15 protein-coding genes are annotated in these 19,357 nt (G+C 72.3%); 6 read left to right on the top strand and 9 right to left on the bottom strand.

The window, feature by feature from the left end; translation table 11 throughout:
• Positions 1 to 20: 20 nt before the first annotated feature.
• Together ABZ842_RS26505 and ABZ842_RS26500 are read right to left on the bottom strand one after the other, a co-directional pair.
• Positions 21 to 1,199, bottom strand: a complete 1,179-nt coding sequence (locus ABZ842_RS26505) for a DUF418 domain-containing protein (protein WP_361541573.1) — start codon at positions 1,197 to 1,199, stop codon at positions 21 to 23.
• A gap of 127 nt (positions 1,200 to 1,326) precedes the next feature.
• Complete coding sequence (locus ABZ842_RS26500; protein WP_361541570.1) at positions 1,327 to 2,841, bottom strand: MFS transporter; 1,515 nt, start codon at positions 2,839 to 2,841, stop codon at positions 1,327 to 1,329.
• Positions 2,842 to 2,914: 73 nt separating this feature from the next.
• Here ABZ842_RS26500 and soxR point away from each other — a divergent pair, with 73 nt between their 5' ends.
• Positions 2,915 to 3,343, top strand: coding sequence for a redox-sensitive transcriptional activator SoxR (soxR, locus tag ABZ842_RS26495; RefSeq protein ID WP_361541567.1), 429 nt, complete (start codon positions 2,915 to 2,917; stop codon positions 3,341 to 3,343).
• Between the two features lie 151 nt (positions 3,344 to 3,494).
• The gene (locus ABZ842_RS26490) at positions 3,495 to 6,785 is read left to right on the top strand and encodes a S8 family serine peptidase (RefSeq protein WP_361541564.1); all 3,291 of its coding nucleotides are present in this window, start codon (positions 3,495 to 3,497) and stop codon (positions 6,783 to 6,785) included.
• 44 nt (positions 6,786 to 6,829) lie between these two features.
• On the opposite strand, the gene ABZ842_RS26485 is transcribed toward ABZ842_RS26490, so the two are convergent.
• On the bottom strand, positions 6,830 to 7,765 hold the full coding sequence (locus ABZ842_RS26485; RefSeq protein ID WP_361541561.1) for an oxygenase MpaB family protein: 936 nt from the start codon (positions 7,763 to 7,765) through the stop codon (positions 6,830 to 6,832).
• Positions 7,766 to 8,011: 246 nt separating this feature from the next.
• Here ABZ842_RS26485 and ABZ842_RS26480 point away from each other — a divergent pair, with 246 nt between their 5' ends.
• The gene (locus tag ABZ842_RS26480) at positions 8,012 to 8,443 is read left to right on the top strand and encodes a nuclear transport factor 2 family protein (protein WP_361541558.1); all 432 of its coding nucleotides are present in this window, start codon (positions 8,012 to 8,014) and stop codon (positions 8,441 to 8,443) included.
• A gap of 151 nt (positions 8,444 to 8,594) precedes the next feature.
• Here ABZ842_RS26480 and ABZ842_RS26475 read toward each other — a convergent pair whose 3' ends face one another.
• Entirely contained in the window at positions 8,595 to 10,274 is a 1,680-nt protein-coding gene (locus ABZ842_RS26475) for an ATP-binding cassette domain-containing protein (protein WP_361541555.1), read from the bottom strand.
• 710 nt (positions 10,275 to 10,984) lie between these two features.
• Here ABZ842_RS26475 and ABZ842_RS26470 point away from each other — a divergent pair.
• Entirely contained in the window at positions 10,985 to 12,223 is a 1,239-nt protein-coding gene (locus ABZ842_RS26470) for a Cmx/CmrA family chloramphenicol efflux MFS transporter (RefSeq protein ID WP_361541552.1), read from the top strand.
• Positions 12,224 to 12,237: 14 nt separating this feature from the next.
• Here the strand turns inward: ABZ842_RS26470 and ABZ842_RS26465 are convergent, their stop codons facing one another.
• A complete protein-coding gene (locus ABZ842_RS26465; RefSeq protein WP_361541549.1) occupies positions 12,238 to 13,155 on the bottom strand; it encodes an aldo/keto reductase in 918 nt (305 codons plus the stop codon).
• A gap of 135 nt (positions 13,156 to 13,290) precedes the next feature.
• Here ABZ842_RS26465 and ABZ842_RS26460 point away from each other — a divergent pair, with 135 nt between their 5' ends.
• Entirely contained in the window at positions 13,291 to 13,743 is a 453-nt protein-coding gene (locus tag ABZ842_RS26460) for a GNAT family N-acetyltransferase (protein WP_361541546.1), read from the top strand.
• A gap of 24 nt (positions 13,744 to 13,767) precedes the next feature.
• Here ABZ842_RS26460 and ABZ842_RS26455 read toward each other — a convergent pair whose 3' ends face one another.
• From ABZ842_RS26455 to ABZ842_RS26445, 3 genes are all read right to left on the bottom strand, one after another.
• The gene (locus tag ABZ842_RS26455; RefSeq protein WP_361541543.1) at positions 13,768 to 14,754 is read right to left on the bottom strand and encodes an aldo/keto reductase; all 987 of its coding nucleotides are present in this window, start codon (positions 14,752 to 14,754) and stop codon (positions 13,768 to 13,770) included.
• A 75-nt stretch (positions 14,755 to 14,829) separates the two neighbouring features.
• Positions 14,830 to 15,177 (bottom strand): hypothetical protein, encoded by a 348-nt coding sequence (locus ABZ842_RS26450; RefSeq protein ID WP_361541540.1) that lies wholly within the window; start codon positions 15,175 to 15,177, stop codon positions 14,830 to 14,832.
• Positions 15,178 to 15,348: 171 nt separating this feature from the next.
• On the bottom strand, positions 15,349 to 16,701 hold the full coding sequence (locus ABZ842_RS26445) for a M64 family metallopeptidase (protein ID WP_361541537.1): 1,353 nt from the start codon (positions 16,699 to 16,701) through the stop codon (positions 15,349 to 15,351).
• Positions 16,702 to 17,018: 317 nt separating this feature from the next.
• On the opposite strand from ABZ842_RS26445, the gene ABZ842_RS26440 reads away from it, so the two are divergent.
• The gene (locus ABZ842_RS26440; protein ID WP_361541887.1) at positions 17,019 to 18,302 is read left to right on the top strand and encodes a helix-turn-helix transcriptional regulator; all 1,284 of its coding nucleotides are present in this window, start codon (positions 17,019 to 17,021) and stop codon (positions 18,300 to 18,302) included.
• Between the two features lie 11 nt (positions 18,303 to 18,313).
• Here ABZ842_RS26440 and ABZ842_RS26435 read toward each other — a convergent pair whose 3' ends face one another.
• The gene (locus ABZ842_RS26435) at positions 18,314 to 19,273 is read right to left on the bottom strand and encodes an amidohydrolase family protein (protein ID WP_361541884.1); all 960 of its coding nucleotides are present in this window, start codon (positions 19,271 to 19,273) and stop codon (positions 18,314 to 18,316) included.
• Positions 19,274 to 19,357: the final 84 nt, after the last annotated feature.

Genomic DNA, 19,357 nt, shown 5'->3' with positions numbered 1-19,357 from the left:
CGCGCCTGTGACAGTCCCGGTCAGCGGCGCAGCGCCCAGCGCTGCACGGACTCCAGCGGGCCCGCCGTGAAGTGCCGCAGCCACCACGTCGAGCCGACCATCAGCACCGCGCACACCGTCGCCCACAGTCCGATCACCCACCAGGGGTGCCAGTCGTCCCCGAGCCGTTCGGCGAGACCGAGCCCGATGCCGTACGCAACGAGCATGCACAGCACGTTCTGGAGGACATAGCCGGACAGCGCGGTGCGGCCGACGGCGCTCAGCCCGTTCGTCAACGGGCCGTACCTCTTGAGGCGGTCGACCAGCACACCGATCAGACCGACGTAGCCGAGTGCGGTCAACGGGCCGCCGACGTAGCGGTCCAGCAGGAACAGCTCGGCCCCGGCGAGCGAGGCGCCCACGCTCAACGGCAGTCCGATGCCGAGCCCCCACGCCAACAGCCGGGCCCGGATGCGCCGTCCGGTCGCGTCGTCGCCGAAGGCACCGGCCCTGAAGAGCCGTACGCCCAGCAGGAAGAGGCAGACGAGCAGCGGGAAGGTGAGCAGTGGCTCCAGCCGGAGCGCGAGGGCGTTCTCCCACCGGAAGGCGATCTGCTCGCCGTAGCTGCCGTGCGCGTACAGGTCGCGCACCTTCTCGGACAAGGTGGCCTCCGCCGGCCCCGCCGCCACCAGCGCGGCGGTCAGCAGCGTCATGAAGGTCAGGTGCACTGCGGCCGTCCACCAGAGGACCCGGTTCTGGGCGCGCTCGGAGCGGGTGAGCAGCCAGGCCACGAGCAGTGCGGTGACCGCGTACCCCATCAGCACGTCCCAGGCGAAGACCAGCAGGAAGTGCACGGTGCCCTCGGCGAACAGGAACAGCGCCCGCCATCGGTAGCGGCCCGGCCAGGGTTCGCCGCGCCGGGCGGCGGACGCGTACTGGATGGCCAGGCCCACCCCGAAGAGCACCGTCAGCAGGGCCAGGAACTTGCCGTTGGCCAGCAGCCGCAGCACGGTGGCGACGGCTTCGGGGAAGGTCGCGAAGGACGGCGTTCCGGTGACGCCCTCCAGGACGCCCCACTCCGAACCGGGGCTCGTGAAGATCCAGACGTTGGTCATCAACGTGCCGAGGATCGCGGCGCCGCGCAACACGTCGAGCAGCGGCAGCCGACCGGACGAGCGGCCCAGGTGCGAGGGGGGCTTCTGGGGCAGGGTCTGAGTCACCCCTTCATCGTCCAAGCGCTCCCCGCCCCGTACGTCATGACCGGGGACGACGTGCTGCTACACACAAAGATGCACCCCTCGCCCGGTCACCCTTCGCAGGGACGAGGGGTGCTGCCCGAACGACCGGCTACAAGCCGTCGCGCGCGCCTCCGCGCACGTCTTCGCGGGCGTCTTCCCGGGCCCCTTCCCGGGCGCCGTCCTTCGTGGTGCGCACCGCGGTGATCAGTCCCAGGGCGGTGATGACGGCGATGCCCAACGTCATGTAGCGGGCGGAGTCGAGCATGGAGTCGTCGCCGAGGCTGACGAGGGTGCCGGCGAGGGCCGAACACACGGCGTAGGCGATCAGCTGGGTGGTGTTGAGCGCCGCTGCCGCCTTGCTGCCCTCGTTCTCGTCGGTGCTGCTGCGCATCGCCGCCACGCTCAGATGAGGGAAGGCGAGTCCGATGCCGGTGCCGGCGACGAAGAGGAGCACGGCCCACACCGCGACGAGCGCGGCGGATGCGGACGAGGCCTGGAGCAGCCCGTAGGCGACGAGTCCGGCGGTGAGCAGGACGGGGCCGGTGCGGATGGCCCGGCTGCGCGCCGCGGGCGTCGCGAGGCCGACGCTGAAGAGTTGGGCGACCACCCAGCCGACCGACAGCGCGGCCCCGAGCAGTCCGGCGGCGAGCGGGGTGAGGCCGCCGAGTTCCTGTCCGAAGAGCGGGATGAAGGTCTCGGCCATCACCCCGGCGCAGAGCACGGCCACAGTGAGGTACACCCACTTCAGCGCATTGCCGCGCTGGTAGGCCAGGGTCGGCAGGACGGTCGCGGCACCGCGGCGCTCGACCCGCACGAAGCCCGCCAGCAGCAGGGCGCCGGCCGCGATGCTCGCGCCGGTGGCCCAGCCCCGCGGGACCGCGGAGCTGACGCCGAAGGCCGCGGCGGCGAGGGTGAGCAGCGCGAGCGAGGCCAGCGGGATCGGGGACGTGCCCCGGCCCCCGCCGCCGTGGCGGGGCAGCACGCGGTACGCGAGGACGGCGAGGAGCACTGCGGCCACCAGCAGCAGCGCGTACGCCCAGCGCCACGCCCCGAGTTGGGCGAACAGCCCGCCGAGCGCAGGCCCGACGAGGGTGCCCACGCCCCACATCGCGGAGATCAGGCCCGCGGCCCGGGCCCACAGCCGGTCCGGTAGCGCGCCGCGGATCACCGCGTACCCGAGGCCGGCCAGCAGACCGCCGCCGAGTCCCTGGACCACCCGCCCCAGGATCAGCACCTCCATCGAGGGGCTGAGGGAGTTGAGCGCGGCACCGGCGCCGAAGACGAGGAAGCCGACGACGTACGCCCGCGCGGCACCCGTGCTCGCCAGACACCTGCTGACCAGCATCGAGGCGATGACCGCCGCCATCAGGAAGCCCGTGGCGACCCAGGCGTAGTACCGGGCGCCGCCGATGTCGGACACGATCGAGGGCATGAGCGCGGCCGTGAAGTACAGGTTCATCGCGTACAGAGCGACACCGCCGGCGAGCACCAGCACGGTCGCGAGGTGCTGCCGCGAAAGCAGTTCGGACCAGCCGCCCGAGGGGGCGGCGGGCTGCGGTTGAGGGGTCGACGACCCGTCCTGATCAGGCGCGGACGTGGTCTGTGGCGTGGGTGATGCAGTCACGGCACGCTACGCTAAAACTTCAACCTCACTTGAAGTCAAGGGGACCGTTGTGAGCCGTCGGCCGAGTGATCTGATGACCGTGGGCGAAGTGGCGCGCCGGGCGGGGGTGGCGACCTCCGCGGTGCGCTTCTACGAGGAGCAGGGGTTGATCTCCGCGGAGCGCACCGCGGGCAACCAGCGCCGCTATCGACGCCATGTGCTGCGCCGGCTCTCGCTGATCCTGACCGCCAAGCGGCTGGGCATCCCGTTGGCGGAATTGGCGGAGGTCTTCGAGACGCTGCCCGAGCACCGGATGCCGAGCAAGCGCGACTGGGAGCGGATCTCCCGGCGGTGGGCGGCGCACCTGGAGGCGCGCCGGCGGGAGATCGAGCGTCTTGAGCAGGAGCTCACCGGGTGCATCGGCTGCGGCTGTCTGTCGTTGCAGCGGTGCCGGGTGCTCAATCCGGGGGACGCCCTGGCCGCCCGGGGGGCGGGTCCGCGCCGGCTGATCCCGGACGAGTGAGCTGACACCGGCTCCCCTATCACGCACATGCGGGGAACCTGACGAACGTGCCGAGCGCTCCTCACCACAGAACGACTTCTTTCCCAACTTCTCTCGGGGAGGCGTCTTGCAGCACGGAAGAAACGGAAGAAGAGGAACCGTTGCGTTAGTCGTGGCGGCGGCGACCATGGTGGCCGGGTTCACCGGCCCGGGCGCCGCCGCCGCACACAAGGACCGGACCGGCGCCACGGCGCAGGGGTCCGCACGGCCGGCCGCGGAGGGCCGCACCACCGAGGTCGTGCTGATCACCGGTGACACGGTGGTCGTGGACGGCTCCGGTCAGGTGGTCCGGATCGATCGGGGACCGGACCGCAAGGACGTTCCCGTCCATGTCACCCGGCGCGGCGATCGAACCCTGGCCATCCCGTTGGACGCCCAACGGCTGATCTCCGAAGGTCGGTTGGACCAGCAGCTCTTCGACGTCACGGAGCTGTCCCGACCGGAGTACCGGTCCCCGGGCGGGCTCGGGCTGATCGTGCGGTACGAGGGCGCGGCGAAGGCGTCGAGGACGGCGGTGACGCAAGCAGTCGGAGCCGCGAAGGCCGGCCGCGACCTACCGGTCCTCAATGCCCAGGCGGTACGGGTGAAGGACGCCGCCGCGGCGACGAAGGTCTGGGCCGCGCTCACCGGGACCGGCGCGGACGCGAAGACCGACCGGGTCTCCGCACCGGGGGTGGCGAAGGTCTGGCTGGACGCGAAGTACCGCTCGATGCTGGAGCGCAGCGCCGTGCAGATCGGCGCGCCCGCCGCATGGCAGGCGGGGTTCGACGGCCGGGGCGTGAAGATCGCCGTCCTGGACACCGGCGTGGACGAGACCCATCCCGACCTGACGGGCAGGCAGCTCGCCGAACGCAACTTCTCGTCGTCGCCGGACGCGGTCGACCGCCACGGCCACGGCACCCACGTCGCCTCCATCGCCGCGGGCACGGGCGCGGCGTCCCAGGGACGCAGCAAGGGCATCGCGCACGGGGCGGGCGTCATCGACGCCAAGGTGCTCGACGACTCGGGCATCGCGGACACCTCCGCGGTGGTCGCGGGCATCGAGTGGGCGACGGCCCAGGGCGCCGACGTGGTCAACCTCAGCCTCGGGCGGCGGGACGGCCCGGGCGTGGACCCGGTCGAGGAGGCCGTCAGCCGGCTCACCCGGTCCACGGGCGCGCTCTTCGTCACCTCCGCGGGCAACGCGGGATTCGAGGGCGATTCCAGCGTCACCACCCCCGGCACCGTCGAAGAGGCCCTGACCGTGGGCTCGATCGACGAGTACAACTTCGTCTCGGCGTTCTCGGGCCGCGGGCCGAACCTGACGGACGCGGGCATGAAGCCGGACCTCGTCGCGCCCGGCGAGGGCATCGTGGCTGCCGCCCCGGGCGGTGGGTACGCCTCCAGGACCGGCACCTCGATGGGGACCGCACACGCGGCCGGCGCCGCGGCGCTGCTCAAGCAGAAGCACCCGACCTGGAAGGCGGGGGCGCTCAAGGGGGTGCTCGCCGGGGCGGCGAAGGACGCGCCCAACCCGGTCTTCGAGCAGGGGCACGGTCAACTCGACGTCGCCGCGGCCCTCGGCAAGACCGTGGTGGCGGAGACTCCGACCCTCTCCTTCGGACGGCAGTCCTGGCCGCGGCACGACGACGTGCCGGTGACGAAGAAGGTGACCTACCGCAATGCCGGCAGTGCACCGGTCGCGCTGGATCTGAAGGCCACCGGCCAGGGGCCTGACGGCAAGCCCGCGCCGAGCGGGTTCTTCCGGCTCTCCGCCGACCGGGTCACCGTCCCGGCGGGCGGCACCGCGTCGGTCGACGTCACCGCCGACACCCGCGCCGGCGCCGTCGACGGCCTGTACACGGCGGTGCTCACCGCAACGGGCGGGGGCCAGAGCGTCCGGAGCCTCGGCGTGGTGGACCGCGAGGTCGAGTCGTACGACCTGACCGTCAAGCACGTGGGACGGAACGGTCAGCCGGCACCGCGCTTCAACACCTTGATGGCGGGCCTCACCGGACTCGGCGGTGAGAAGGTCTACGACCTCGACCACTTCAGGTTTGCCAACACCCACACGATGCGCGTGCCCAAGGGGAGTTACTTCCTCACCTCCTTCATGCTGGACGGAGCGGCCCAGCCTCCCGCCGACGTGGTCCACCAGCCATATCTCAACGTCGACCGGGACACCACCGTGACCGTGGACGCCCGGGTCACCGAGCCGGTGCGGATCACTCCCCCCGACCCCGCGGCCACCAGCGAGATGGCGTCGTTGCTGACGTACGCGGACGTCGAGGGCAAGGAGTTCCGCGACAACTGGTACTACGACACCTTCGACAAGTTCCGCATCGGGCACCTGGGCCCGGCGCTCCCTCGGGGCGTCACGGGTCAGGGCTTCAACAGCGTCTGGACCAAGGGGCCCGGGGAGAGCTACCAACTGGCCCACCTCGTCAAGGGCCGCACGCTTCCCACGGGCTTCGAGAAGGACGTCAAGAAGAGCGAACTCACGACCATCACGGCGGAGTTGGGCAGCCCCGTGACCGGTGGCACCGGCGCCCTGGAGGCCAGGGTCCGGTTCGACAACGGGTGGCGCGCCTTCGGACAGGTCGCCGCGACGGTCCCGCTGCCCGGCAAGGCGACCGTGCACGTCAACACCGCCGGGGTGCGTTGGCAACTGACGATGGAGGACCAGCGCCCGACGGGCTGGGGGCCGAGCTTCGCCAGCGGATACCAGCGCTACGCCGCCGGCCGGGACGAGACGGTCCGGCTGGGGGTGGGGGTCTTCGGGCCGTCCGTCGGGGCCTGGGAGGACGGGCTCCCGCAGGTCAGCTCAGGCGCGATCACCCGCAACGGCGACGTGATCCACGGCTGTCTGCCGTTGTACGCGGACGGCCGCGCCCGTTGGGGGGAGTTGCGCGCCGACACCTACGCGATCGCGATGCACCGCAACGGGGTCAAGACCCACCAGGCCACGACCCCCCTGTGCTGGAACGAGTTCACGGTGCCGGCGGACGAGGCGGAGTACCGACTGAGCGCCACGTACACCCGCAACCGCAACACCGTGGCCTCCACCAGGGTCAGCGCCGAGTGGACCTTCACCTCGAAGCGCACCAGCGCACCGGTGGACCTCCCCGTGTCCGCGGTGCGCTTCGAGCCCGCACTCGCCCTGGACTCCACCGCACCGGCCGGTGCCGCCATGAAGGTCCCGGTGGTCGTGGAGGGCTCCGCCGCGGGCAAGCGGCTGAAGTCCCTCACGGTCCGCACCAGCCTGGACGACGGCCGCACCTGGACCGACGTGCCCGTGGTCAAGGGCGCCATCTCCGTCACCAACCCGGCGGCCGGGCAGGGCATCGCCTTCCAGGCCGTGGCCGAGGACGTCGAGGGGAACACCGTCACGCAGACCATCCACGACGCCTACCGGGGCCGCTGAGCCGACGGGCTCGTACACGTAGGCCGTATCGGGCAGGGCTCGCGTCAGCGCGCGGGCCCTGCTTCGTCGACGGGAACGGCGCCGCGTCCGTCCGACCGGCGCCCCCCGTGGTCCACCGGGCACCCCTTGAGGCCCGGCACCGGGAAGGTGCCGAGGTCAGCGAGGCGATGGCCCTGCGGATACCCCTTGACCTCCCAGTTCTGCCGGCCGAAGTGCGGGGTGCGCCGGGGCGGCAGGAGGCGGACGAACCGGCCCCGCAGCCGCAGGGCGCCGTCGACCGCGGCGCGCAGGGCGGGGGCGGGCTCCGGGTAGCGGAAGGCGCGCCGCAGCGGCTCGTCGAGCAGGGCGGCGCTCGCGGCGCGGACGGCCGGCGCGAGGGGGCGGGGGTACCAGGAGGCCATCAGCGCCAGGGTGGACTCGGCGACCGCGCGCCCGCCCTCGTTCCAGCCGAAGTGCTCGGCCTCGTAGGAGTCGAGGCAGTCCTCGAACTCCTCGAAGGTGGCGGGGACCTGCTGGATCCCCATCTGCCGGCCGAGGTGGCGGTAGTAGCCGACGCAGGCCCGTAGCTCCACGTCGGTGAGCCGGCGCCAGCCGTACCGGTCGATCCACCTCTTCGGCATCACGACGAAGGTGCACAGGACGTAGCGCATGTCGTCGTTGCTGATGTCGTAGCTGCGGTGCATCTGGTTGATGCGCCGGATCGCGGTGCGGCCCCGCTCGTCGTCGAACCCGTGCTCGACGATGGCGTCCAGCAGCAGGGCGGTGTCGTCGTAGCGCTTCTGGGCGCGCGTGCCGAACTCGGCGGTACGGGCCAGGAGCCCGCCGATGCTGGGGACGGCGTAGGTGCGGAAGAGGGCCAGCTCCAGCGAGCGGCTGAAGTCCCAGGGGAACTCGTGGGTGGCGATGAGTTGGTACATGCGGTGGAAGTCCCGCTCGGGGTCCATGCGTTGGATCTGCTTGAGCCGGTCGTAGCGCTGCACCGCACGGTCCCCTCGTTCGTCATCAACGGGTCTTCCCAGCCTAGTTGCTCGCCCATCACCAGGCGATACGGCCCGCGCGGCGCCGACCGATGGCCGCCACGGGTTGAACTCCGCCGCCGACACCGGTCAAGATCGCCCGGACGGATGCACCTACCATCACCCACCCCCTAATCAAGTTTGACTAGCCCATCGCAAGGAGATACTCTTCTCGGTAGTCAAGTTTGATCAGTCCTGTGAGGAGCGCGCGTGCCCCAACTGCCCGATGCCGGATACACCCCGACCGCCGACGAACTCGCCAGCATCGACGCCTGGTTCGCAAAGTACGACGCGGCTGCCGCGCGGCGTGACATCGACAAGATGGCCGACGTCGCGGTCTTCCCCCTGAACCTCGTCAGCGACAACGCCGCCGGCGAGGGCGCCAGCGCCCAGTGGGACCGCAGGCAGTTCGTCGAGACCATGACGCACGTGATGGGCGAGGGTTCCGATGACATCACCTTCGACTCGGTCCGCACCCCCGTCTTCCTGAGCTCCGCGATGGTCATCGTGTTCACCGACTCGACGATGACGGCGGGCGACGTCACCCAGCAGCTCCGCTACGCCGACGTCCTGATCAAACAGAACGGCAAGTGGGTCTTCCAGACGATGCTGCAGGGCGGCTGGGGAGACAACCTCTCGTAGTCCCGTACCGGTGGACCTGCGCCGACGGTCCACGCCACATGAAGAAGCCGGGCCCCGGACGCTTTCGTCCGGGGCCCGGCCCCTTTGCGCCCGGGCGGGCCGGGGGGGCCGGGCGGGCCGGGGGGCCGGGCGGGCCGGGGGGCCGGGCGGATCACCGCTCCATCACGGCGTCCGCCACCTCCTCCGCGGTGGTGTCGCGCAGGGGCCCGTCCATCAGCAGCCAGCGCGTGATCCCGATGGACCGCAGGAACGGCAGGTCGTGGCTGGCGACCACGAGCGCCCCTTCGTACGACGCGAGCGCCTCGGTCAGCTGGCGCACGCTGGCCATGTCGAGGTTGTTGGTCGGCTCGTCCAGCAACAGCAGTTGCGGAGCGGGCTCGGCCAGCATCAGCGCGGCCAGGGCCGCCCGGAAGCGTTCGCCGCCGGACAGCGTCCCGGCGAGTTGATCGGCCCGCGCGCCCTTGAAGAGGAAGCGGGCCAACCTGGCGCGGATGCGGTTGTTCGTCGCCTGCGGGGCGAACCGCGCCACGTTCTCGGCCACCGTCAGCCCGTCGTCGAGCACGTCGAGCCGCTGGGGCAGGAAGCGGTGCGGCACATGGGCGACGGCTTCGCCGGCCACCGGCGAGAGCTCGCCGACGAGGGTGCGCAGGAGCGTGGTCTTGCCGGCTCCGTTGCGTCCCACCAACGCGATCCGCTCGGGTCCGCGCAGGGTGAACTCCCCCGCCACGCGCGCTCCGTACGCCAGGTGCAGCTCGCGCAGGGTGAACACGGTGCGCCCCGCGGGGACGGCCGTCCCCGGCAGGTCGACGCGGACCTCGTCGTCGTCGCGTACCGCCTCCACCGCCTCGTCGAGGCGGCCCTTCGCCTCGACGAGCCGCTCCTCGTGCATGATGCGGTGCTTGGCGGCCGAGACCTGGGCCTGGCGCTTGCGCTCGCCCATGACGACCTTGGGCTCGCGCTTGGTGTCCCACATCTTCTGGCCGTAGCGCTTGCGCCTGGCCAACTTGACCTGGGCGTCGGCCAGTTCGCGCTTCTGCTTGCGCAGGTCCGACTCCGCCACGCGGACCATCCGCTCGGCGGCCTCCTGCTCGGCGGCGAGCGCCTGCTCGTACGCGGAGAACGTGCCCCCGTACCAGGTGATCCCGCCGCCGCGCAGATCGGCGATCTGGTCGACGCGGTCCAAGAGCTCCCGGTCGTGGCTGACGACCACCAGCACCGACGACCACCCCTCCACCGCGGCGTACAGGCGCCGACGCGCGTGCAGGTCGAGGTTGTTCGTCGGCTCGTCCAGCAGCAGTACGTCGGGCCTACGCAGCAGCAGCGCGGCCAGCCGCAGCAGCACGGACTCGCCGCCGGAGACCTCGCCCACGGTGCGGTCCAGGCCGATGTCGGCGAGCCCGAGGCCGCCGAGCGCGGCGAGTGCCCGCTCCTCGACGTCCCAGTCGTCGCCGACGGCCTCGAAGTGCTCCTCCCGGACGTCGCCCGCCTCGATGGCGTGCAACGCGGCCCGGGTTTCGGCGATGCCGAGGACCTCGTCGATGCGCAGGGCGGTGTCGAGGGCGACGTCCTGCGGGAGGTAGCCGACCTCGCCCGTCACCTTGACGGCGCCCGCGGCCGGCCGCAGCCGGCCCGCGATCAGCTTCAACAAGGTCGACTTACCCGATCCGTTGAGGCCGACGAGTCCGGTTCGACCGGTCCCGAAGGCGGTCTGGAGCCCGTCGAAGACGGCGGTACCGTCCGGCCAGGCGTACGTCAGGTCGGTGACGGCGATGGAGGCGGTGGAGGCGGAGACGGAAGGAAGGGAAGTGCGGGAAGTGGGGTGAGTAGACATGGGCGGCCTCGCGGTTGCTCGGGAACGGACGGGGGCAACGCGTGGGCGATACCGCTCGGCGCGGCGACCTGGGCTCCCGAAGAACCGGACGAAGAGGCCCGAGAGGGACCTGCTGCGGCGGGGAGGACGGCTAAGGCGTCGAGGTCGCGTACGGCGAGGATCCGTGCGGGGATGCGCACGGGCACACGAGGTGCGGTATCGCGAGACCTCAGACGAGCAACGTCCAACTCCGATCGACGGCAACAAGTTCGATATACACTGTATAAGGCGACGGGTGGTCCGTCAACACCTTTCCTCGACCGGTCCGTGCGAGGTTCTGGCGGCGGTCCGGCTGCGGCGGTCGAGAACCGGGTGGACGCGCCCGTCCACTCCTCTCTAAGGTGGCCTCCGTGAGCAGCCCCGAGGCGTCAAGACGCTAGCCACCGGTCTTCCGGTGGCCTCTTGCCGTACCGCGTGACGCGCCGCCCGATTCCTTCTTGACGGGCCCGCGCGTCGCTGCGCCGTACCCGCCGCCGAAGCACCGTCGTACGGGCCGCCCTTCTCCAGGACGCCACGCGCCGTCTGACGTCGCGCGCCGCCGTCCCGGCCGCGGCCCTCCCCTCCCCCTTTTCTTCTGGTGCGCGGTCGTGCCGCGCCCGCTGTGCGGCGGCGCTTTGTGCCGTCCCGGCGGGCGCGGCTGCCGCCGCCCCGCCATCACCGTGGAGTGCTTCGTGCCACCCGCCGTCTATCTGCTCGCCCTGGCCGTCTTCGCCCAGGGCACCTCCGAATTCATGCTCTCCGGCATCGCGCCGGACATCGCCCGGGACCTCGGGGTGTCCGTGGCCAGCACCGGAGCCCTGACCAGCGCCTTCGCCATCGGGATGGTGATCGGCGCACCGTTGATGGCCGCGGTCAGCCTGCGCTGGCCCCGCCGTCGGGCGCTGTTGGTCTTCCTGTTGGTCTTCATGGCCGTGCACGTCGTCGGTGCGCTCACCGACAGCTTCGCCGTCCTCCTCGCCACCCGCGTCGTCGGCGCCCTCGCCAACGCCGGCTTCCTCGCCGTGGGCATGGCGACCGCCACCTCGATGGTGCGGCCCGACGCCAAGGGGCGGGCGATCTCCGTACTGATCTCGGGCATCACGCTCGCCTGCATCGCCGGCGTCCCGGCCGGCGCGGTCCTCGGCCAGGTCTGGTCCTGGCGGGCGGCGTTCTGGGCCGTGGCGCTGGTCTGCGTACCGGTCGTGGTCGCGATCCTGCGTTCGGTGCCCGCGACGACGCCGGTGGCCGAGCCCGTCGACGCGGGAGCGTCCGCATCCTTGCGAGCCGAACAGCCCAGCGCCCGCCGGGAGTTGCGGGAGCTGGGCAGGCCCCGGCTGCTGGTCACCCTCGCCCTGGGGGCGCTGGTCAATGCGGCGACCTTCGGCACCTTCGCCTTCCTGGCTCCGGTGATGACGGACGTCGCCGGCCTCGCGGACGGCGGTGTGCCCGTGGTGCTGGCGCTCTTCGGCATCGGGTCGTTCGTCGGCGTCACCCTCAGCGGGCGACTCGCGGACTCCCGGCCGCTACGCCTGCTGGTGCCCGGCAGCGCCGCCCTGTTGGCCGGTTGGGTGCTGTTCGCACTGACCGCGGGAAGCCTCCCGGTCGCGCTGTTCCTGGTGCTCGTGCAGGGCACGCTGTCGTTCGCGGTCGGCGCCACGCTGATCACCCGGTCCGTATACGAGGCGCCCGGGGCACCCACGCTGGGCGGTGCGTACGCGACGGCGGCGATGAACGTCGGCGCCGCGCTGGGACCGGGCGTGGCGGGGGCCGCCATCGGCACCGGTCTCGGCTACCGCTCGGCGCCGTGGTCGAGCGCCGCGCTCGTGACGGCGGCCCTCGTGCTGGCGGGCGCCGCCCTGGCCGTCGGGCGGACGCGCGCCGCGGCCCGTCACACTCGGGCCGCGACGCCGCAGGGCGCACCGCTGCCGTAGGGCACGGCGGCACGTCACTGCGGAGCAGCCGGATTCGCCGTGGCCCTCGCTATCCGCGTGAACTGCTCGTCGGTCAGGCGGATGGCCAGGGCCTCGGTGTTCTCCCGCAGATGGGCGAGCGAAGAGGTGCCGGGAATCGGGATCATCGTGGGCGAACGGTGCAACAGCCAGGCCAGCGCGGTCTGGGACGGCGTCGCCCCGATGTCCTTCGCCACGGCGGCGAGCAGCCCGTCCGCCCCGGCGTGGTCCCCCATCGCGATCGGGAAGAACGGCAGGAAGGCGATGCCGCGGGCGGCCGTGTGGTCCACCACCGCCTCGTGGTCGCGGGCCGCGAGGTTGTACAGGTTCTGCACGCTCGCGATCGGGGCGATCCGCTCCGCTTCGACGAGTTGCTCCACGCTCACCTCGGAGAGTCCGATGTGCCGGACCTTGCCCTCCTCCCGGAGTCGTCGCAGGGCGCCGATCTGCTCGGCGAGCGGGAACGCGGGATCGATGCGGTGCAGGTGCAGCAGGTCGATGCGGTCGGTGCGCAGCCGGCGCAGGCTCAACTCGGCCTGCTGGCGCAGGTACGCCGGGTGGCCGAGCGGCACCCATTCGGTGGGCCCGGGGCGCAGTACGCCGACCTTGGTGGCGACGGCGACCTCGTCCCCGTAGGGGTGCAGGGCTTCGGCGACCAGTTCCTCGCCGGCGCCGAGGGCGTAGGCATCGGCCGTGTCGACGAGGCGTACGCCCAGTTCCACGGCGCGCCGCAGCAGTGCGATCGCCGCTGGTCGGTCGCTGGGCGCGGTCCAGACGGGGGCTTTTGCACCGGTGGGTGCGCCGGGGCCGTCGGCGAGGCGCATCGTGCCGAAGCCGATGCGCCGTACGGGGAGGTCGCCGCCGATGGCGAAGGTGCGGTGGCTGTTGCTCGCGGTGTGCTCGGTGGTCGTCATGGTGGGGACGGTAGGACGTCACACCGGTGTGAGATTCAAGTCGCTGTGGGACAGATCATGTCCGCGCCGGGGGGCGGGGTCGTCAGGGCGGGGGCCGATGGCCCTGCGGGCACCGCGCTTGCGAGGATGCGGTGCATGAACGTGACCATGGACGCGGCAACGACGGACGACTTCCACCGGGTGCTCGCCGACCATCCCCGCTTCTGGGGCGAGCGCGACATGCGCTCCCTGCACCTGCTGGCGATGGTGCAGGAGTTCGGGCCGACGTGCCTGGTGGCGCGGGCCGGCGGGGAGGTCGTCGGCTACGTCTTCGGCTTCACCACCCCCGCCGGCACGGGGTACGTCCATCTCGTCGCCACCCGCGACGACGCCCGGGGAACGGGGCTCGGACGGCGGCTGTACGGGGCGTTCGCGAAGGCCGCGCAGGCGCAGGGGGCGACCGCGCTGAAGGCGATCACCTCCCCCGCCAACACCGGGTCGATCGCCTTCCACCGCTCCCTCGGCTTCGCCTGCACCCCGGTGCCCGACTACGACGGGCGCGGCCGGACGATGGTCGTCTTCACCCGCGCACTGCCGCTCGCGGACTGACCCTCGGGGACGGGCCGCGGGCGGTCAGCCCGCCTCGTCGAGCCTGGTGCGCTGTTCCTGCGTCAGCTCCAGGTCGACCGCGGCCAGGCTCTCGTCGAGTTGCGCCACCGAGGAGGCGCCCACCAGCGGGATGATCGGGATCTCGGCGCCGATCAGCCAGGACAGCACGACCTGGTTGACGGTGGCGCCGGTCTCCTTCGCCACCGCCGTGAGCGCGGCCAGGCGCGGCTCGGTGCCCCCGTGGTCGAAGTCCGGCCCGTACGGGCGGTCGTCGCGGGCGTAGGCGCCGCCGAGGAGCGGGGTGTAGGCGACCATCGCGAGCGCGGGCTCCTGGCGCAGATAGCTGAGGAGGTCACCGCCGACCACGGCGTAGGGCCCGTCGGGAGAGTAGGGGTCGGGCCGGTCGACGCGGCGGCGCAGATAGCTGTGCTGGTACTGGAGGACTTCGAAGCCGGGCAGTTCGCCGGCCGCGGCGATCGACCGGGCGCGCTCCACCTCCCACGCCCAGTGGTTGCTGACCCCGAGCAGGCCCACGGTGCCCTCGGCGACGAGTGCGGCGAAGCCTTCGACGGTCTCGCGCAGCGGCGTCTTCGGGTCCCGTATGTGGGCGTACAGCAGCGGCAGCCGGTCCATGCCGAGGCGTTCGCGGCTGGCTTCGGCACTGGCCCGGATGGTGTCGGCGGACAGCCCTTCGGGGTTGTCCCGGAATCCGGTGCCGGGGGCGAGCGGGCGGGCGCCGAGCTTGGTCGCGATGGTGACCTCGTCGTCGATGCCCCGGCTGGCGCGCCAGCGCCCGAGCACCCGCTCGCTCTCGCCGCCCTGGGTGTCGTGGATCCAGTACGCGTAGTTGTTGGAGGTGTCGACGAACGTGCCGCCCGCTGCCACGTAGCGGTCGAGGAGCGCGAAGGCGGTCTCCTCGTCGGTACGGGTGCCGAACAGCATCGCGCCGAGGCTGAGCACGCTGACCTCGCGGCGGGTCGCCGGGTCGGTGCCGATCTGGCGGTACTTCATGGGGGTCCCCTCGTCCGTGCCCGCGGTGTTCACGGGCTACGGGACGGGAGCCTGCCTGCTGGAGCGCGCTCCAAGTCAACTCCAGGGCTCCGGCGACTCGGCGCGCGCGGCCATGATGTCCGTCTCGTACTGGTCGACGACCTGTTCGGCGCTGCGTCCGGTGTAACTGGCCACCTCGTCGACCGTGGCCACCGCCCAGTTCGCCAGGGACAGGGCGAAGGCGATCAGTGCGTCCTCGCCCTGGGTGCGCCGCACGCCGAGGAGGTACGCGAGGTTCAGGTACGGCACCAGGTCCGGGGGCTGCTCGGTGTTCTGTCTGACCATGGCGATCGTCGTGCGCGTGGCCTCCGCGCGCAGCGGCAGCAGCCGTTCCCGCTCGGCCTGGACCTCGACGAGCATGCGCCGACGTGCTTCCTCGTCCACGCGCCCCTCCCGGTGACGACGCCTTCCACCGCTTCCACCGTACGGAAACCGCGCGGCCCGGGAGGGGGAAACGGTCCACCGCCCGCCCTGTGGGCGAGCGGTGGCGGTTTCCTCACCCGCTCGTGCGAACGCGCGGTCGACGGTGCACGCGCGTTCGCCGCGGGTCGGGGATCAGAGGCGGACCTTCCAGGAGAGCGCCGACTTCATGGTGGCGGCGACCTTCGGGTCCCGCACCGATGCGGTGCGGTCCTCGGCGGTGACGGTCAGGGTGTGGGTGCGGCGGTCCACCAAGTAGCGGGCGACCTCCGCGACCCGGACCTGGGTGCGGCCCGCGAGGCGGCGCACCTCCTTGCCGTCCACGTACCAACGGACCGTGAGCTGCTGGGTGCCCGGGCCCGCGAGCTTGACGACGTCCGCCTTCGCGGTGTGCCGCACGCGCAGCGGGGATTCGGTGGGCGTCACGGCGGTCAGCGGCTTCGCATGGCGGTAGAAGCCGGCGATCATCGCTTCGACGCCGGGCAGGTTGAACGGCTTGTCGACCGATCGCATCATCGAGTTGTCGGTGGGCCGGTTGAGGCCCTTGACGAAGTATCCGCCGCCTTCGTACGCGCCGACCGCGCCCCCGTCGGGCGAGGTCTCGCCGAGCCAGCGGTGCCACTTGACGCGCTGGGCGGCGATGTCGGCGGCGGAGAGGGTGGAGATGTTGCTGTCGCCGGGCTCGGGGCCGGTGTACTGCTCGTAGCCCGGGTAGCCGGGGTAGAAGTACTCGTCGGCGAGCTTGCCGAGCGAGTGGCCGGTCTCGTGGATGGCGACCTGGCCGGACTTGGCGTTGCCGGCGGATGCGGTGGCGATGCCCTCGTAACCGAGGCTCGGGCTCGGCTCGTTGTAGCCCGCACCGCCGTACTTGGTGCTGTTGGCGAGGACGATCACCAGGTCGGCCTCGGGCGCCTTGGCCACGTACCGGTCGAGCTTGACCTGGTCGACGCAGAGCAGCCGCTCGATGTCGCCGCACCAGAAGTAGGAGCCGACTGCGGTGTCGCGGACGGTGGCCCGGTCCGGGTCGCCGCTGACGCCGGATTCGTTGGACACGGCGTCGACCGCCCATATGTTGAACATGCCCTCGTACGTCGTGTACGGCTCGACGGCGGCGGTCTGGGCCCAGATCTCCTTGGCGTCGGTGTGGAACTGCGGGAGCTCGGCTGCGGTGTAGCCGTCGCCGACCACGACGATGTCGAGGCGGTCGTCGGTGGCGCCGTTGTCCACCAGCTTGGTGACCCGGCCGTCCTCGGCGCTCTCGGCCGCCGACAGCCTCGGCCGCGGCCGGTCCCGGCCGTTCTGCGGGACGAGGACGTGGCCGGATCCGACCGCGGAGCCGCGCTCGGGCCCGGGTACCTCGACCTCCACCACGGGCCGGTCGGGGGGCGTGGCGGCGACGGCCGCGCCCCCCGGTGCGACGGCGACGACGGCGGTGACGACGGCGGCCACGGCTGTCGCCGCGGTGCTCCTGCGCACGGCACGGCGCATGGGATCCCCTCCCCGGGAAGAGTTAAGCATCTTGTTAATTTCAGTGAAACGCGTGCTTAAGTTAGGGGTGCGGGCCCCGGCGGCGCAATGGTCGGTCCGACCCGAAGTCGCAGCGGCAGCCCGCGATACTGGGCCCGGCACACGGAGGCATCCGAGCGGAGTGGGGCCCGATGAAGGAACAGGCCGAGCAGGCCGAGCACACCGACCAGGCAGGGCGGACGGCGCACGCCGAACAGGCGGCGCCATCGGCGCGGGCCGGGTCGACGGCGCGGGCCGACATCGGCCGCCGGGTGCGCCGGCTGCGCAAACAACGGGGCATGACCCAGCGTCAGCTCTCGGAGCCGGCGTACACCCCGGCGTACGTCTCCACGGTCGAGTCGGGCAAGGTCCGCCCCTCCGAGACGGCGCTGCGCTTCTTCGCCGAGCGGCTCGACACGTCGGTCGAGGAGCTGACCACCGGCCGCCCCGCCCGGCTGGCCACCGAATTGCGGTACGCCCTCACCGACGCCCAGCGGGAGTTGGCCACCGGCTCCGCCGCCGAGGCAGCCGTCTGCTTCGACCGGCTACTGGCCGAGGCCGAAGCGCTGGACCTCGGCCCCGAGCGGGCCGAGGCGCTGCTCGGCCTCGGCGACTGCGCCCTGGAGACCGGGGAGCTCGACCTCGCGCGGGACCGCTTCGAGGAGGCCGAGCGGCTACTCGCGGACGCCCCGCTGCCCAAGCGCGCCCGGGCGGTCCGCGGCCGGGCCGTGGCGCATCTGCTCGCCGGCGAACTGCGGTACGCCTGCTATCTGCTGGAGTCGGCGATCGACGGGCTCAGCACCAGCGGACTGGCCGATCCGGAGGCGCTCGTCCTGTTGTACGCGGCGGTCATCGGGCCGTACATCGACATGGGTGCGCACGCACGGGCCGCGCACGCCGCCGAGGTCGCCCTGGCGCTGGCGCCCCGGGTCAGCGATCCGGCGCTGGTGGCGGGGATGCACCGCCAGGTGGCCCGCACCTTCCTCGCCGAGGGGCGCACGGCGGACGCGGACGCCTCACTCGCCGAGGCCCAGACGATCTACCGTCAACTGCGCCTGGGCACGGACTTGGCGCACTGCCACTGGATGCGTGGGTACGTCCACGCCCAGAACGGCGAACTCGACATTGCAGAAAGGGAGTTGCGCACGGCCCGGGACATGCTGACCGCCCGCCGGGCCACCTTGTACACCGCGCAGGTGGAGGTGGAGTTGGCGGACGTGCTGCGCCGGCTGGGCCGCTTCGACCAGGCGGCCGAGGTCGCGGCGACCCTGTTGCGGCTGGGCGACCGGCACGGCGCGGTGCACGCCGGCGGCGCGCACCGGCTGCTCGGTCTGATCGCCGAGGAGCGCGACGACGCGGAGGAGGCCGAGAAGCACTACGTGCAGGCGCTGGCGTTCTTGGAGCGCAGCGGCGCCAGCGGTGACCTGGCCGACCTCTGCCGGCTCCTGGGAGATCTGCTGCGCCGCACGGGGCGCACGGAGGCGGCGATGGACGCGTACCGCACGGGGTTGGGCCACCGGGCCGCCCCGGGGACGACCACGCTGGGCCCGCCCCCGGCCGCTCCCCCGCGCCCGGACCGCTGACGCACGGGCCGTCAGCGCACGGCGCGGCCCCCCAGGGCCGGCATCAGGCGCAGGGCGTTCTCCCGGTTGACGCGCCGCCGCTGCAAGGTGCTCAGTCCGCTCTCCCGGTCGAGCGCGGGTGCGGCGATGTCGCTGACGGTGCCGGCGGGGGTGGCCGGCCAGTCGCTGCCGTACAGGATGCGGCCGGGGTCCGCGGTGGCGAGCAGCGCAGCCGCGGACGCCGCGCCCATCGGCGCCGCCGTGTCGAAGTAGAAGCGGTGGAGGTAGTCCCGCACGCGCGCGCCGTCGATCTCGGGGGTCAGGAAGCCGGCGAAGGCCGCCATGCGATCGGCGATGAAGGGCAGGAATCCCCCGCCGTGCGGCAGGATGAAGGACAGGTTGGGGTACCGGTCCAGGGTTCCGTTGAGGATCAGGTTGACCGCGGCGCGCGTGGTGTCCAGGGGGAAGTCGCAGAAGAAGGCGGGCACGCCCGGCACGGCGTGGTGGCCGGGGTCGGTGCCCGGCAGTTCGTGCGGATGGGTGTTGATCACGGCGGAGCGCTCGTTCAGCTCCGCCAGGAGCCGGTCGTGGGAGGCGTCGCCGAGGTAGACGCCGCGGGTGTTCGCCCGCATCTGGACGCCGACCGCGCCGAGTTCGTCCAGGCCCCGGGCGAGCGACCAGCGGGAGGTCTCCAGGTCGTCGGGGAAGAGCGGGGCGAAGAAGGCGAACCGGTCGGGGTGGGTCCGCGTCAGTTCGGTGACGGCCTCCAGGGCGACCGTGGTGCTCTGACGCAGTTGGGCCCGGTCGCGAAAGCCCCGGACGGGCATGGCGAGGCTGACGACGGCAGTGGCGATGCCGGCCGCGTCCATCACGGTCAGGGTCTCGTCCAGATCCCACGCGGTCCACCAGGGCAGTTGCGCCGGGTCGACGAGTTCCTGGGCGGTCGCCCAGGTGCGCCAGGCGGGAGCGGTGTAGTGGTGGTGGACGTCGATCCGGGCATTGCTGGCGTCCGCTCCGGCCCGGTCGGCACGGGCCGGCCGGCCCGTGCCGACCGGGCGGGCGGCGGCCCGGGCGGG

It is taken from the genome of Streptomyces sp. NPDC047315 (assembly GCF_040643215.1).
GTDB lineage: Bacteria > Actinomycetota > Actinomycetes > Streptomycetales > Streptomycetaceae > Streptomyces.
The sequence above is the reverse complement of the archived record's forward strand: the minus strand, read 5'-3'. Positions and strand labels throughout refer to the sequence as shown.

Bases quoted from the DNA above. Each gene is read 5' to 3' on its own strand.
- ABZ842_RS26440 (WP_361541887.1), top strand. From the start codon at position 17,019: ATGACCCAGCGTCAGCTCTCGGAGCCGGCGTACACCCCGGCGTACGTC.
- ABZ842_RS26465 (WP_361541549.1), bottom strand. From the start codon at position 13,155: ATGACGACCACCGAGCACACCGCGAGCAACAGCCACCGCACCTTCGCC.
- ABZ842_RS26455 (WP_361541543.1), bottom strand. From the start codon at position 14,754: ATGAAGTACCGCCAGATCGGCACCGACCCGGCGACCCGCCGCGAGGTC.
- ABZ842_RS26445 (WP_361541537.1), bottom strand. From the start codon at position 16,701: ATGCGCCGTGCCGTGCGCAGGAGCACCGCGGCGACAGCCGTGGCCGCC.
- ABZ842_RS26460 (WP_361541546.1), top strand. From the start codon at position 13,291: ATGAACGTGACCATGGACGCGGCAACGACGGACGACTTCCACCGGGTG.
- soxR (WP_361541567.1), top strand. From the start codon at position 2,915: ATGACCGTGGGCGAAGTGGCGCGCCGGGCGGGGGTGGCGACCTCCGCG.
- ABZ842_RS26475 (WP_361541555.1), bottom strand. From the start codon at position 10,274: ATGTCTACTCACCCCACTTCCCGCACTTCCCTTCCTTCCGTCTCCGCC.